The sequence below is a fragment of the Vibrio sp. Scap24 genome (genome assembly GCF_013394185.1).
Taxonomy (GTDB): Bacteria; Pseudomonadota; Gammaproteobacteria; order Enterobacterales; family Vibrionaceae; genus Vibrio; species Vibrio pomeroyi.
In genome coordinates, this window is the sequence record NZ_CP041332.1 from 1,732,953 (window position 1) to 1,748,112 (window position 15,160).

Sequence of the window (15,160 nt, forward strand, 5' to 3'; positions counted from 1 at the left end):
CTCAACAATTCAGAGGTCACTATGCAAAGCTACATCGAAACCATTTTTATGACGCTAAAAGAGTACGACTTGCTGCTCGCAATGCTGTTCATCTTCATCTACTGGCTACTTAAACGCTCGACAGAGAAAGCCATCATCACCCTCGCCCAAAAGAAAACCGTTGATGCCACACGCACCGCTTTTATCAACCGCTGCTTTAGTATCATTTACTTCGGTTTCTTGTTTGCGACGTATTTGATTGTCAGTGGCATCGGTTACGGTAACTTTTCGATTTTTATCTCTTCGGTATTCACCGTCATAGGCGTAGGTTTTATTGCTCAGTGGTCAATTTTAAGCAACATCACCGCCAGCTTTCTTATCTTCTTTGTATTTCCCTACCGCATTGGGGATTCAATCATCGTAGCGGACGGAGACGGCATTGAAGGCAAGATATTGGACATAAAGATGTTCCATACCCTTATTCGACACCCAGAAGGAAACATCATTACTTACCCAAACTCTCTGCTACTGCAAAAAAGCGTGACTAAGGTGACCGGTAAGAATTTGAAATATGCGGCATCGACGCCCAAGAGAGCGATAAAAGACAAAGGTATGGATATAGAGAGTGTGATTGAAGCTAAGGTATGAAATACAAACGAAAAGGCGTGAAGTGCAAGCAAGAAAGCAGAAGATGAAAGAGAGTTGAAACGCGGTTATCCCTAACAGTAAGGGAATAACCGCGTATTTCGATAGCAACTAAGCGTTAACGCCTGTCGCTTTAAAGTCTGGGTTTACCGCAGTCAGCTTCTTGACAATGTAGTTCAGAAGCACGCCGTACATAGGAACGAACAAGCCTAAGCTGATGATAAGTTTGAATCCGTAGTCGACTAAAGCAATCTCAGTCCAGTGCTCAGCCATGAATGGATCTGGGCTTTGGTAGAAAGCAATCGCAAAGAAAGCGATGGTATCAATGGCATTACCGAATAGCGTTGAACACGTTGGGGCAACCCACCACTGTTTAAGCTGACGTAAACGGTTGAAAACGTGCACATCCAAGATCTGACCGAGCAAGTAAGCCATGAAGCTTGCCGCTGCGATACGTGCAACAAACAGGTTGAACTCGCCTAATTGGCTAAACCCTTGGAATGAACCTTCAAAGAACACCACTGACAAAAAGTAAGAAACGGCCAGTGCAGGTAGCATCACTAAGAAAATGATTTTACGAGCAAGCTGCGCACCAAAAATGCGTACAGTCAGATCAGTCGCTAGGAAGATAAACGGAAAAGTGAAAGCACCCCAAGTGGTGTGCATACCGAAAACGGTAAAAGGTAGCTGAACCAGATAGTTGCTTGACGCAATAATGACCAAATGGAACAAAACTAATAGTGCTAGGGCTTTGCGCTGTTGCGCAGGGGTAAAGTTACTCATGCTGTACCTTTTTAGTTTGGTTTGGGGGTGAGGGAACCCAAATCGAGTCATTTCTTCGAATAAACTAAGAAAGCTCTTACCAATAATGTGAATTAAAAATGTTTCTATAATTTGCTCTATTGAGCGGCGGGCGATTATACATTAATCAATATTGGCTGCAATGGTGAGAACAAACGCAAACGTTTATTCTCACTTTTATTGGTGAATAGCGTTAGAAACTATGTTTTAAAAGCCAGGTTTAAAAGCTACATTTAGAAGCTGTGCTAAAAGTTAAAAACCGCGCTTAAAAAGCGCCGCGAGATAATCAAACTCTTCTCGGCTCTCTTCTGCGTTTAACGACTCAAACCAAATTGATTCACTGTAATGTTCAGACTTTAAAAACATCCGACAATCTTCAAAATCAATCAACCAAGAGTGCATGTCGGCGTCCCATTGCTTTTCAACTACAGAAGCAGACAACAATGCCACCAGCTTTTCACCTAACACTTCGTAAGAATCAAAATCAAAACTTGGAGACGTAATCAATAAACGCCCTTCCTCAGCCAAATACTCTCTTAAGCCAAATTCTGTTTGTGTTGTCATGTCCCTATCAACCTTATTCTTGTTCTATGATCTCGTCGCTTTTAGAAGCTAAGCGACTCTGCAAATTAGCCGTGTGTCGTGATGTGTTCTTGAATCAAATCTAAGAATGGGTCTGCGTACTTATCGAGTTTACGCTGACCAACACCGTTAACCGCCAGCATCTCACCGTATGAGGTTGGCAGCACTTCAGCCATATCAATCAGAGTCGCATCACTGAATACCACATAAGGTGGCAAACCATCTTCATCTGCAATTGATTTACGTAGCTTACGTAATTTGGCAAACAGCTTCTTATCGTAGTTCTTGCTGCTGAGTTTATCGGACTTAGCATTACGCACCGCTGTATCCAAACGAGGCACAGCCAATTCCAAAGACATCTCACCACGCAGTAGCGGACGCGCTTCCTCTGTTAGCTGTAATGTCGAATTACGAGTGATGTTCTGGAACAGCAAACCTTTGTGAATCAGCTGACGGAAGATACTGATCCAGTAATCATGGCTGTGATCGCGGCCAATACCGTAAGTAGACAGCTTGTCGTGACCATTATCGCGCACTCGGATGTTCTGCATGCCACGCATCACTTCAACTACGTAGCCCATACCAAACGACTGATTCACACGGTACACACAAGACAAGGCTTTCTGCGCCTCTTGGGTCGCATCAAAGTGTTTTGGTGGATCTAGGCAGATATCGCAGTTGCCACATTGCTTCTCGCGATATTCGCCAAAGTAGTTGAGCAGAACCTGACGACGACAGGTTTGTGCTTCGGCAAAGGCACTCATCGCGTTTAGCTTATGCATCTCAACTTGTTTTTGCGGGCCTTCTTCTTTTTCATCCAGCATACGACGCAGCCAACCCATATCAGCCGGGTCAAACAACATCATAGCTTCAGCAGGCAAGCCATCACGACCAGCACGGCCAGTCTCTTGATAGTAAGACTCAATGTTGCGTGGAATATCAAAGTGCACCACAAAGCGAACGTTGGGTTTGTTGATACCCATACCAAACGCCACGGTCGCGACAACAATCTGGATATCATCACGTTGGAAGGCTTCTTGAACGTAAGCGCGCTCATCGGTATCCATACCTGCGTGATAACCCGCAGCACGAATACCGTTGTTACAAAGCTTCTCGGTCACCATCTCTACTTTCTTACGGCTACCACAATAGATGATGCCGCAATTGCCCTTCTGAGTTTCTAGGTAACGAACCACCTGTGAAACGGGCTTATGCTTCTCAACCAGGTTGTAGCGGATATTCGGACGGTCGAAGCTGCCCAAGTAAGTATGCGGATCCACCAGCTGCAGACGCGAGATAATGTCTTTGCGTGTTGCATCGTCGGCGGTTGCCGTCAGCGCCATATAAGGTACATGCGGGAAATATTGTTTAAGTTGGCCTAATGATGCGTATTCCGGACGGAAGTCATGCCCCCATTGAGAGATACAGTGCGCCTCATCCACCGCAATCATCGAAAGCGGTAAACCTTGAAGACGTTCGATAAAGTCACGCATCAACACACGTTCTGGCGACACATAGACCATCTTCAATTGGCCTGAGTTCATGCGATTAAACACACTCATCAGTTGGTCACGTGGCATTGAAGAGTTGATGCACTCAGCCGCAACACCATTCGCCTTCAGTTGGTCGACTTGGTCTTTCATCAGCGAGATCAGCGGTGAGATAACCAGAGTGAGCCCTTCACGAACCAAAGCAGGAATCTGGTAACAAAGTGATTTACCACCACCGGTTGGCATAATCACCAAACTGTCTCTGCCTTCACCGGCCAGATCAATGACCTCTTGCTGACCATCGCGAAAGCTTTGATAGCCAAACACATCTTGGAGGATGTTTTGCGCATCATTCGCGGGAGTCGGTATTTGCTCAGCAATCAGAGTGGCGGTCATTATGGTTCCTAATCGAGGTATGAAATCAGCAAGCATCATTCGCAAGCAAGTCGCACATTGTAGAGGGGAACGCTGGCGAATTAAACCGCAAATTGTTAGGTGAAAAGGGTTAACGCTCCTATACTGACCAACTCTCTTATAAATCTTATTAATAAGCACTCAGTGCTAGAGAAAGATGCATGACACAAGAAGAACAACAACGTACGCGCCAAGGAATTTTGCTTGCAGTTGGTGCCTACACGATGTGGGGTATCGCCCCTATATATTTCAAATCCTTAAGTGAAGTTTCCCCATTTGAGATTCTCAGCCACCGTGTAGTATGGTCTTTTTTCCTACTCGCTTTTTTACTACACGTTAGCCGCAGTTGGCGTAAAGTGCGCGACACCCTTACCTCAAAGCCAAAAATGCTCTATTTGGTGGCGACCTCTATCTTGGTGGGTGCTAACTGGCTGATCTTTATCTGGGCGGTAAACTCCAATCACATGCTCGATGCCAGTTTGGGGTATTACATCAATCCACTGATTAACGTGTTACTCGGGATGTTTTTCCTTGGCGAACGCTTACGTAAGCTTCAATGGTTTGCGGTCGCCCTTGCTGCCATTGGCGTTATCATTCAATTGATCGCGTTTGGCTCAGTGCCAGTGGTTGCGATTGCCCTAGCCTTCAGCTTTGGTTTCTATGGTTTATTGCGTAAGAAGGTCAGCTTAGAAGCGCAGACTGGCTTGTTCATTGAAACATTAGTGATGCTGCCTATCGCCGCAACTTACCTGTTGTTTATCGCAGACAGCCCAACTTCAGATTTCTCGATGAACCCGATGCAACTCAACCTATTATTGATTGCAGCAGGTGTTATCACCACAGTTCCGCTGCTTTGTTTTACTGGCGCAGCAACTCGCCTGAAGCTATCGACACTCGGCTTCTTCCAGTACATCGGTCCTAGCCTGATGTTCTTGTTGGCGGTTCTTATCTATGGTGAAGCCTTTACCAGTGACAAAGCGATCACCTTCGCCTTCATCTGGGGCGCTCTGGTTATCTTTAGCTTTGATGGCCTGCGCCACAGCAAAAAGAACAAGCGCGCGAAACAGTAACACTGATCGTTTTTTACAAGACAATCTATAAATACAGAGATAAGCTTGGTTGAATTGATGATAATTTAACCAAGCTTTTTTATGCCATGGATAAAGTCCACTACTACTCGACACCTAGCCAAGATATCAGCCTGATCCAAGCTCAATACCAAGAGTTTGCCTTTCAGCGCCACTATCATTTGGACTTTCACATCGGCCTAATCACTCAGGGTCAACAAAAGTTTGTCTATAAAGGGACGAGCTACCACGCTGGCGCAGGACAAGTGGTGATGATGCCACCTGATGAACTGCACGATGGCCATTCAAAGCTAGAATCTGGCTACCAAGTGAGTGTGTTTGCTGTCTCGCCGCAATGGCTGGGCGATCTTGCCGATCACAGAGAAAATGGTCACGCTTTAAGCTTTTCTGAGTTGATCCTCTCCGATCAAGCGACTTTTTACAATTGTGCAACCTTCATGGGCTGCTTATCAATCCAAACATCAGTCAACTCGCTCAAGATTGCCTACCGTTCGAAGGTTTTTCGACAATAGTTGATCGTTACGCTCAGTTTGGATCGAAAACTCAGGTGCAGCTTGGTACTCAGTCGGTTAACACGCTAAAAGACTATTTGATGGCAAACCTCGACCAACCAGTACGCCTAGAGCAGCTGTCTGAACTGTGCGATCTCACCACCACACAGTTTCAACGCCACTTTAAGAACAAAATGGGCATTACCCCTTATGCTTGGCTAAGCCGTTTACGTATGGAACAAGGCATGCGACTGATTAAGTCAGGTGTTGGCGGAACCGAGGTCGCTCATCAAGTTGGATTTTACGATCAAGCCCATTTCTCAAAGGCATTTAAGACCGCATTTGGTGTTTCCCCGTCGAAAATTAACTAAGTGTTGATAATTTACAATTGAGAGATTCGAAATCACGGTAAGCTGCGCTCAACAACTCTCAACAGAACAACCCAGTTATTGGAACAGATATGAATGAAGTCACCATATTAGTCACCCTCGCCTCTATCCACTTTATTGCCCTGATGAGCCCAGGCCCTGACTTTGCCCTTGTGGTACAAAACGCAACACGCCACGGACGACAAACTGGCTTATACATTGCTCTGGGATTATCTTGCGGGATCTTGCTGCATTCATTGTTGAGCCTGACGGGTATCAGTTATCTGGTTCATCAGCACCCAACTCTTTTCGCCACCATACAGTTAGCTGGCGGTAGCTACTTGTTGTATCTCGGTGTTGGTGCACTAAAGGCAACTTGGCAGATCATTACTCATCACGAAGATGAGACCAATCCTGTCGATTCAAAGGATCTGATTCTCACCAATAAACGTCAGGCTTTTTCGAAAGGGTTTGCGACGAACATCTTGAACCCAAAAGCCTTAGTATTTTTCATCAGTTTGATGTCGAGCTTGGTTCCTGCAGACATGTCGCTTTCCGGCAAAGGCCTTGCTTTGATCATCCTATTTGGCCTTTCACTATTCTGGTTCTCGCTATTGGCGTGGATGCTTTCTACTAAAACCCTACAGAAGAAGCTTAGCGAAGCAACGGTCTACATTGATGGCTTGTGTGGCGTGCTATTCAGCCTGATTGGCCTGAGTATTCTTTGGCAGTCGCTGTCTGGTTTAATCGCCTAAATTCGAATCAAGATTACAATTCGTTAACAACGCACTGGCTATCTTATCTTTCCACTGTCAATCTAGCTCTGCATATTAAAAGGAGAAGATCATGCAGTGGAAAACAAAACTAACAACCCTCGCCACTTCTACCCTACTTTTTGCCTCTCACGTCAGTTGGGCAAATCAAGCTGCCGATTCCGTCGCTCCAGAACAAAGTAGTGGTTTAGAAACCAAACAACTCGTTAAAGCCAACGATTGGATGGTCACCGCCGCCAACCCACTGGCGACCCAAGCGGGTGCCGATGTACTGGCTCGTGGTGGTAATGCGATTGATGCGATGGTTGCTGTGCAGCTGATGCTTGGCTTAGTGGAACCTCAGTCATCAGGTATTGGTGGTGGCGCGTTCCTTGTTTATTTTGATGGCAAGGACAAGCAACTCAAAACCTACGATGGTCGTGAAACTGCACCACTTGATGCCACACCTCGTCTTTTCCAAGACGAAAATGGACAACCGCTTAAGTTTTACGATGCTGTGGTTGGTGGTCGCTCTGTAGCGACACCGGGCACCGTCCAATTGCTGTGGGACACTCACCAAAAATATGGCAAGTTAGAGTGGGCATCGCTGATCAAACCTATCGCTCAACTGGCTGAAAAAGGTTTTACCATCAGCCCACGTTTAGCGACCTTGATTGAAAATGACCAAGAGCGACTAAGCCGCTTTGCGACAACTAAAGCCTACTTCTTCAATGCCGATGGCAGCCCAAAAACCGCAGGTACGCTGCTTAAGAACCCTGAATACGCTGCAACGCTAAACGCTATCTCAAAGGATGGTGCTAAGGCGTTCTATCAAGGCGAGATTTCTGCCGACATCATCAACACGGTACAAACCGCCAAAGGTAACCCGGGCGTATTAGCGCAGAAAGACTTCGATGCGTATTCAATTAAGCAACGCGAACCGGTTTGTTCCGCTTATGAGAGCTACGATATCTGTGGCATGGGACCACCAAGTTCAGGTGCATTAACGGTTGGGCAGATCTTAGCGATGACCGAACAGTTTGATCTGAAATCATGGGGACCAAACGATGCGAAATCTTGGCAAGTGTTAGCGGACGCTTCTCGTTTAGCCTTTGCAGACCGTGGTATGTACATGGCAGACCAAGATTACGTGCCAATGCCAACCCAAGGGTTAGTGAATACTGACTATTTGCAGGAACGTGCCCAGCTAATTACTGCTGGAAAGGCATTAGAGAGTGCACCATCAGGCACCCCACCGTGGGATCACGCCATGCTACGTAGCCAAGATGTGTCTATCGAACTGCCGTCCACCAGCCACTTCAATATTGTCGATAGCGATGGCAATGTCGTCTCGATGACCACCACCATTGAGAACGCATTTGGCTCACGCTTGATGGTAAGAGGCTTCCTGCTCAACAACGAACTGACCGACTTCTCATTCAAGACTCATAACGATGGCAAGCCTATCGCGAACCGACTTGAACCGGGTAAACGCCCACGTTCTTCAATGGCACCGACCATCATCATGCAAGACGATAAGCCTTACATGGCGATCGGTTCTCCGGGCGGCAGCCGTATCATAGGTTATGTGGCACAAGCCATTATTGCCCACACCCAATGGGACATGGATATCCAACAGGCGATCAACCAACCACACTTCCTAAACCGTTTCGGAACCTTAGATTTGGAAAAAGGAACATCGGCGGAAAACTTCAAACCTGAGCTAGAAAAGATGGGATTTGAGGTCAACGTTCGCGATCTTAACTCGGGTTTACACGCTATTCGCGTCACAAAAGATGGTCTAGAAGGTGCTGCAGACCCTCGTCGTGAAGGTGCCGCTATCGGCCAATAAGAGAAAATACTCCCTTTTTACTCCCTGTCTTGTGCGAGATCTCTCACAAGGCAGTGAGTAAATATCGATATTTAACTGCGAAATTAAGCACCTATACATTGTAACCAATTGAAATTAAATGATACGTACATTTATCATTCAAATAATTATATAGAAATTCGCTTATGCACCATTGCTGATAAATAAGGAATCGGTAATATGAATGGTGTCGGAAGGATGCTGACACGGAACAGGAAACGCCAAGGACTTGGTTATCTTCAGGATGAAGATTCGATTACTCAGGATGAATAATCGGCATGGATAGCGAAATGGACATTGAATGGACGCAATAGTAACTAGGATGGTTGCTACTAAGGAAAGACAATGGACACCTCTGGACGAGGAAAGGACTGAACATCAGGATGATGTAAAGGACACCGCTCAAGGAACAAGTGAGCGCGCTAACGAGGATTGTTGGCAGATCAGGATAAGATCAAGGACACCGCTAGGAAGGCGACGAAAGGAATACGCTGAAGGATAACAGCACACTATCATGGATTTGATGCATGGAGCACACTTAGTAGCCGGATTGCTGCGAGTAAGACTATAGACCCCGATGAGCGCAAGCTCTCGGGGTTTTTCTTTATCTGTCGTCCCACCTTTTATTCCCCTAAAACAAATAAATCAAAGACCTTTGATTACAATTCTGACATTTAAATCATTCACTTCTTAACCACTTCCAAGTAACGTAAGTCTTACTAGGCTCAACTAGTTTCATAACCATAATTAAACTAAGGACAAATTCATGTCACACGTTACCTTCAAAGGCGCTGTTGTACCGCTAACTGGCACATTCCCGCAAACTGGCGAACAGGCACCAAGCTTTGCACTAACTGCAGGCGATCTTTCTGAACTGACTCTTGCTTCTCTTGCTGGCAAGAAAGTGGTTCTAAACATCTTCCCAAGTATCGACACAGCAACTTGTGCAACGAGCGTACGTACGTTCAACGCAAAAGCGGCAGAGCTTGAGAACACGGTTGTTGTTTGTATTTCTGCTGACCTACCATTTGCTGCAGGTCGCTTCTGCGAACTAGAAGGCATTGAAGGCGTTCAACACGCTTCAACTTTCCGTTCTCCTACATTCGCATCAGACTACGGCGTGGCGATTGCTGAAGGTCCACTAGCAAGCCTAACAACACGTGCAGTTGTCGTTGTTGATGAAAAAGGTGTGGTAACGCACAGCGAATTGGTTGCAGAGATCACTGAAGAACCAAACTACGAAGCGGCACTGGCTGCACTGTAAGATCCCCTCTCGTCAGTAATCTATTGTGATCGCTTAAAGCGGTACGCAATAAAAAAGAGCAGCCATTGGCTGCTCTTTTTGTTTTCAATAATGAACGGTTATTAGATGCTGAAGTAATAGATTAAAGCTGCTCTAAACGCGCGTAAGCCGTTACTAACCACTTAATCCCTTCACCGTTAAACGCCACTTGAACTCGACTCTGTGGACCACTTCCTTCAAAGTTGATGATGGTGCCTTCACCAAACTTAGGGTGCTTCACGCGAGAACCCAAGCTAAAGCCTGTTTCATTGAAGTTCTCTTTCACAGCGGTTTGGCTAAAGCGACCACTGCTTGCAGGGCGACTGACTTGCGCTTTCATACGCACTTCATCCAGACAGGTCTCTGGTAGTTCACGAATAAAACGTGATGGCTTATGGTACTTATCCTGACCGTACAGACGACGCATCTCTGCATAAGTGATGTAAAGCTTCTCCATCGCACGAGTCATGCCTACGTAACACAAGCGACGCTCTTCTTCTAAACGCCCCGCTTCTTCGGCAGACATCTGGCTTGGGAACATGCCTTCTTCGACACCCACCATGAATACCATTGGAAACTCTAGACCTTTAGCACTGTGCAGAGTCATTAACTGAACCGCATCATCAAACTCATCGGCCTGACCTTCACCCGCTTCCAAAGCTGCGTGAGTTAAGAACGCCGTCAGCATGCTCATCTCATCCGCTTCTTCCGGCTTTTCAAACTGGCGCGTTGCCGTTACCAATTCTTCTAAGTTCTCAATACGTGCCTTCGACTTCTCACCCTTTTCTTGCTCGTACATCGCAAACAGGCCTGATGATTTGATCACGTGGTCAGTTTGTTCATGTAGGCTAAGCTCTAGCGTGTCGTCTTCAAGCGCGTTAATTAGCTCGATAAAACGGCTCAAAGCACCAGCAGCACGGCCTGGCAGCACTTGTTCTTCTATCAGAGCAAGACTTGCTTGCCACATCGTTGCACCACGGTCACGCGCTGCGAAACGAATCGTCTCTAGGGTTTTATCACCCAAGCCACGCGTTGGTGTGTTTACCACACGCTCAAAAGCAGCATCATCGTTACGGTTACCCATTAAGCGCATGTAGCTCAAGGCATCTCGAATTTCCTGACGCTCGAAGAATCGCATGCCGCCGTAGATTCGGTAAGGCAAACCACCTTGAATCAAAGCTTCTTCAAGAACACGAGACTGGGCATTGTTACGATAAAGCATTGCGGTATCTTCTAGCGCACCGCCTTTCTCCTGCCACTCTTTGATCTTGCTAACCGTGAAACGCGCTTCATCGAGCTCGTTGTAAGCCGAGTACACAGAGATTGGCTCGCCATCATTGCCGTCGGTCCACAACTCTTTACCCATACGCTCGGTGTTGTTCGAGATAAGCTCGTTCGACGCCTGCAGAATGGTTTTGGTTGAACGGTAGTTTTGTTCTAGTCGAATCGTTGAAGCACCTGGGAATTCATCCAAGAACTTCTGAATATTTTCGATCTTAGCACCACGCCAGCCATAGATAGATTGGTCATCGTCACCCACGATCATCACACGACAATCAGGGCCTGCCATCATGCGTAGCCAAGCGTATTGGATGTTGTTGGTATCTTGGAATTCGTCGACCAAAATATGCTTGAAGCGAGCTTGGTAGTGCTCTCGGATATGTTTCTTATCACGCAGAAGTTCGTGTGCTCTTAGCAAGATCTCCGCAAAATCGACCAAGCCAGCACGGTCACATGCCTCTTGATAAGCAGAGTAGATCTTTAACCATGTTTGAGTTACTGGATCATGGTAGGCATCAATGTGACTTGGGCGTAGACCTTCATCTTTCTTGCCGTTGATCCACCAAGAAGCTTGCTTGGCAGGCCACTGTTTTTCATCCAGGTTTTGCGCCTTGATTAAGCGACGCAGCAAACGAATCTGATCATCTGAATCAATGATCTGGAAATCTTCTGGCAGTTTTGCATCTAGGTAGTGAGCGCGAAGGATACGGTGACAGATGCCGTGGAAGGTGCCGTTCCACATGCCCGACGAGCTACCCATCATCAACTCTTCAATACGACCACGCATCTCTGCTGCCGCTTTGTTGGTGAAGGTAACCGACATGATAGAGAACGGTGATGCTTGCTCTACGCTTTGCAGCCAAGCAATACGATGCACCAACACTCGCGTTTTACCACTACCAGCACCTGCCAGAATAAGTAGGTTTTCTAAAGGTGCCGCGACCGCCTCACGTTGTTTGTCGTTTAGGCCATCGAGTAAAAGCGAAGGATCTATCATTGGATATGCTCACTACTGGGTATTTATACATAAAAGTTGATTATAACCTAAACACTAGGCTGCGTTTAGGATAATAAGAAGAAAAAACAATCAAAAATTAACATCATAAAATCAGCAACTTAAATGACGAATCATCATTAATATTGATATTTTTTATAATGCCATGAAATTATTTCCGAGTTCTTCCTATCCTTTTTAGTAAGCAAGTTAACAATTCATTAACCTGCGATGTAAAAATACTATTAAGTCCTAGAGGGAATGACTATGAAAAATTCTAATCTTGCTGTTACAGCTGCAATCACAAGTGTACTAGCGTTTGGCGGTGCAGTTCTTACATCAGCACCTGCGGAAGCAGCAGCGAAAGAAAAATGCTACGGCGTGGCAAAAGCTGGCCAGAATGATTGTGCAACCAAAACAAGCTCATGTGCAGGTACAGCAAAAGAAGACAACCAATCCGATGCATTCGTAGTCGTTCCTAAAGGACTATGTGGCAAATTAACTGGTGGTAACACTCAATCATCATAATTGAGCTGCTTAGTATGGTGGGCTGATATTCAGCCCACCTCCACTTCCTATTAGGAGAACCGTTGTGACTCAAACTCTTCACCCCAATGCAGGGGTTGGCCTTAGAACACCGCACTTGGACTTCTTTAGCCAAAATCCATCTCTAGTGAGTTGGTTAGAGGTTCACAGCGAGAACTACTTTTTAGCTCAATCACCGCAACGCCAACAACTCAGAGAAATTCGTAACGCACATAGCATAAGTTGTCATGGTGTTGGGTTGTCTCTTGGTTCTGTTGAGCGTATCAATCAACACCATCTGGTGCAGTTAAAAGACCTGATTGATGATATCGAACCTTTCTTGGTTTCTGACCATCTCAGCTGGAGTCAAACTGGCGGGCATTACTTCAATGACTTGCTGCCGCTGCCTTACACAGAAGAAGCGTTAGAAGTCTTCTGTCGCAATGTCATCGAGGTTCAAGACAGCTTGCAACGCCCGATGTTGATTGAGAATCCATCAAGTTACCTTGCCTTCAAGCATTCTACTATTCCAGAGTGGGAGTTTTTGGCTGAGGTACAAAAGCGCACAGAGTGTCGCCTGCTGCTCGATTTCAATAATATTTTCGTCTCATCTTTTAATCATGGCTTCAGTTGTGAAGAGTACCTAAGCGGAATACCTGCAGACAAAGTGGAAGAGATTCACTTGGCAGGTTTTACCAAAAAGAAGCTTGAACAAGGTGAGATCTGGATAGACACGCACAGTAAACCTGTCTGTGACGAAGTGTGGAAACTCTACACTGACTGGGTAGCACAACATGGTTTACGCCATACCTTGATTGAGTGGGATCTCGATATCCCAGAACCACAAGTTTTATTGGCTGAAGCAACCAAAGCCAGTGACATTTTGTATCAACACGACAAATTCAACCGAAGGAGTCGCGCATCATGAGCCACTCCCTAGCAGATGTTCAATTGGAGTTTGCTAACGCCCTGCGCTACCAAAACAATGGTGAGCACTGCGACATAGTGAGCGACCATTTTACCGATGAACAGCGCATCCAGATTTACCGTAATAACTTTGTGATCAGCTTGAGCGAAGTTCTAACAGCAACCTACCCACTCACTGAAATGTTGGTTGGTGAAGAGTGCTTCCAACAGATGGCTCGTCAACATGTCTTAAGTTATCCATCTACTTCTGGTGATGTCAGTGGTTACGGTGAACACTTTGAACAGACTATCAAAGCCTTTCCTGCCGTTATTGAGGCTGCACCTTATCTCGGTGAAGTGGCTTTGTATGAATGGAAGAAAGACAGCTTGGCAAGGCTTGCGTCACAAGTACATACCGACCAGAGACCTCTTTCTTGCTTAGCCGATGTACCACAAGAACAGCAAGGTGCTTTGGTCTTTCATCTCAAAGATTCAATAACACTGATTCATTCTAGTTACACGATTATCGCGCTTGAACAAGCCATCTATCAGCAGCAACTTGATGGACTAGACATCAACCAACCTGAATTTGGGGTGTTAATCCGAGCTGATAATTCACAGGTTGAGAGCCATAGTTTGAGTGAAGAGAGCCACCAACTCCTCACTGAGTTGCAATCAGGTCAAACACTCTCAGCAATCGATCCTTTATTACTACAACATCTGAATACTGTTATGGCGCTAAACGTCATCTCAGGTTTTTCAATCAATGCCGAATTGGAGACATAACATGGATAACAACACAGTCACGAACATGATGGCTCAATACGACAGTTTGATTGAGAAATCACAGGCCCTTTTTGTTCCGGTGCTTCTACTATTTTGTCGCCTATGGGTGGCGTGGGTCTTCTTTAATTCTGGGTTAACCAAAATAGCAACTTGGGATAGCACTCTTTACTTGTTTGAGTTGGAATACCAAGTACCACTGCTACCTTGGGAATTAGCAGCTTACATGGGGACTGCCGCTGAGTTAATTCTGCCGGTGTTCTTAGCACTCGGTTTATTAACACGACCTATGGCTGCGGTGTTGTTCGTTTTCAATATCATTGCTGTCGTGTCTTACCCTGTATTGTGGGATCAAGGCTTCTACGATCATCAGCTTTGGGGATTAATGATTCTTATCGTTGTCGTGTGGGGCGCAGGACCATTCTCGCTTGATAGAGTTTTGAAAGCGCAGTTCAGGAATTAAAATGAGTTTTCACCTCTTTTGAATAGCTAAAGCTAAATGGCTACAGCCCAAACGCAAAAAACCACTCAATTGAGTGGTTTCTTTTTTAACTGGGATAAGCTTACTTATTTAGAAAAGCTTGTAGCTCTTCAGCAGAGATACCTTGCTCTGCAAGTTCTTTTGCCAATAGCTGAACCTGCTCACCCTTACGAGACTCTACCACACGCTGAAATTGGTAAATGATATCTCGCAAAGTATCGATTGGAACTTGTTTTGCCGCACTGCGAATACGCTCTTCACTTTGGTTACCTAGCTCTTTAAGCAGTTTACCAAACATGACCTTTTCAGGTGCATCTTCCATTTGTTCTAAGACGCGCGCCATTTCGTAGGTTGTTAATGACATTACAGTATTTTCCGTTGGGGACTAACGTTTCAATGAGTGACAAATATACCATGTTTTAACGTTT

14 protein-coding genes and 1 pseudogene are annotated in these 15,160 nt (G+C 45.7%); 10 read left to right on the forward strand and 5 right to left on the reverse strand.

The genetic code is table 11. From position 1 onward, the window contains the following. Window positions 1-21: 21 nt before the first annotated feature. A complete protein-coding gene (locus tag FLM53_RS07565) occupies window positions 22-627 on the forward strand; it encodes a mechanosensitive ion channel family protein (protein ID WP_176680613.1) in 606 nt (201 codons plus the stop codon). 108 nt (window positions 628-735) lie between these two features. On the opposite strand, the gene FLM53_RS07570 is transcribed toward FLM53_RS07565, so the two are convergent. The 3 genes from FLM53_RS07570 to recQ all read right to left on the reverse strand — a co-directional run bounded on the left by FLM53_RS07570 (window position 736) and on the right by recQ (window position 3,893). Further along, complete coding sequence (locus tag FLM53_RS07570) at window positions 736-1,407, reverse strand: 7-cyano-7-deazaguanine/7-aminomethyl-7-deazaguanine transporter (protein WP_017631682.1); 672 nt, start codon at window positions 1,405-1,407, stop codon at window positions 736-738. A gap of 270 nt (window positions 1,408-1,677) precedes the next feature. Then, window positions 1,678-1,989 (reverse strand): DUF3630 family protein, encoded by a 312-nt coding sequence (locus FLM53_RS07575; protein WP_081231249.1) that lies wholly within the window; start codon window positions 1,987-1,989, stop codon window positions 1,678-1,680. Window positions 1,990-2,054: 65 nt separating this feature from the next. Further along, complete coding sequence (gene recQ / locus FLM53_RS07580; RefSeq protein ID WP_176680614.1) at window positions 2,055-3,893, reverse strand: ATP-dependent DNA helicase RecQ; 1,839 nt, start codon at window positions 3,891-3,893, stop codon at window positions 2,055-2,057. 179 nt (window positions 3,894-4,072) lie between these two features. Here recQ and rarD point away from each other — a divergent pair, with 179 nt between their 5' ends. The 5 genes and pseudogenes from rarD to tpx all read left to right on the forward strand — a co-directional run bounded on the left by rarD (window position 4,073) and on the right by tpx (window position 9,744). Next, window positions 4,073-4,981: an EamA family transporter RarD gene (gene rarD / locus FLM53_RS07585; RefSeq protein ID WP_132936180.1), complete on the forward strand. Its 909-nt coding sequence runs from the start codon at window positions 4,073-4,075 to the stop codon at window positions 4,979-4,981. A gap of 86 nt (window positions 4,982-5,067) precedes the next feature. Next, window positions 5,068-5,861, forward strand: a pseudogene (locus FLM53_RS07590) (AraC family transcriptional regulator). An 89-nt stretch (window positions 5,862-5,950) separates the two neighbouring features. Continuing rightward, on the forward strand, window positions 5,951-6,613 hold the full coding sequence (locus tag FLM53_RS07595; RefSeq protein WP_132936178.1) for a LysE family translocator: 663 nt from the start codon (window positions 5,951-5,953) through the stop codon (window positions 6,611-6,613). 91 nt (window positions 6,614-6,704) lie between these two features. Continuing rightward, the gene (ggt, locus tag FLM53_RS07600; protein ID WP_176680615.1) at window positions 6,705-8,462 is read left to right on the forward strand and encodes a gamma-glutamyltransferase; all 1,758 of its coding nucleotides are present in this window, start codon (window positions 6,705-6,707) and stop codon (window positions 8,460-8,462) included. A 784-nt stretch (window positions 8,463-9,246) separates the two neighbouring features. After that, window positions 9,247-9,744: a thiol peroxidase gene (gene tpx, locus FLM53_RS07605; RefSeq protein ID WP_176680616.1), complete on the forward strand. Its 498-nt coding sequence runs from the start codon at window positions 9,247-9,249 to the stop codon at window positions 9,742-9,744. Window positions 9,745-9,865: 121 nt separating this feature from the next. On the opposite strand, the gene uvrD is transcribed toward tpx, so the two are convergent. After that, window positions 9,866-12,040: a DNA helicase II gene (gene uvrD / locus FLM53_RS07610; RefSeq protein ID WP_176680617.1), complete on the reverse strand. Its 2,175-nt coding sequence runs from the start codon at window positions 12,038-12,040 to the stop codon at window positions 9,866-9,868. Window positions 12,041-12,304: 264 nt separating this feature from the next. On the opposite strand from uvrD, the gene FLM53_RS07615 reads away from it, so the two are divergent. The 4 genes from FLM53_RS07615 to FLM53_RS07630 all read left to right on the forward strand — a co-directional run bounded on the left by FLM53_RS07615 (window position 12,305) and on the right by FLM53_RS07630 (window position 14,714). Next, complete coding sequence (locus FLM53_RS07615; RefSeq protein WP_076654523.1) at window positions 12,305-12,565, forward strand: DUF2282 domain-containing protein; 261 nt, start codon at window positions 12,305-12,307, stop codon at window positions 12,563-12,565. Window positions 12,566-12,629: 64 nt separating this feature from the next. Beyond that, window positions 12,630-13,490, forward strand: coding sequence for a DUF692 domain-containing protein (locus FLM53_RS07620; protein ID WP_176680618.1), 861 nt, complete (start codon window positions 12,630-12,632; stop codon window positions 13,488-13,490). After that, entirely contained in the window at window positions 13,487-14,254 is a 768-nt protein-coding gene (locus FLM53_RS07625; protein ID WP_176680619.1) for a DNA-binding domain-containing protein, read from the forward strand. Before FLM53_RS07620 ends, FLM53_RS07625 begins: the two co-directional genes overlap by 4 nt. A gap of 1 nt (window position 14,255) precedes the next feature. Beyond that, a complete protein-coding gene (locus FLM53_RS07630) occupies window positions 14,256-14,714 on the forward strand; it encodes a DoxX family protein (RefSeq protein WP_086715425.1) in 459 nt (152 codons plus the stop codon). A gap of 100 nt (window positions 14,715-14,814) precedes the next feature. On the opposite strand, the gene FLM53_RS07635 is transcribed toward FLM53_RS07630, so the two are convergent. Then, a complete protein-coding gene (locus FLM53_RS07635; RefSeq protein ID WP_009848181.1) occupies window positions 14,815-15,096 on the reverse strand; it encodes a hypothetical protein in 282 nt (93 codons plus the stop codon). Window positions 15,097-15,160 lie beyond the last annotated feature (64 nt).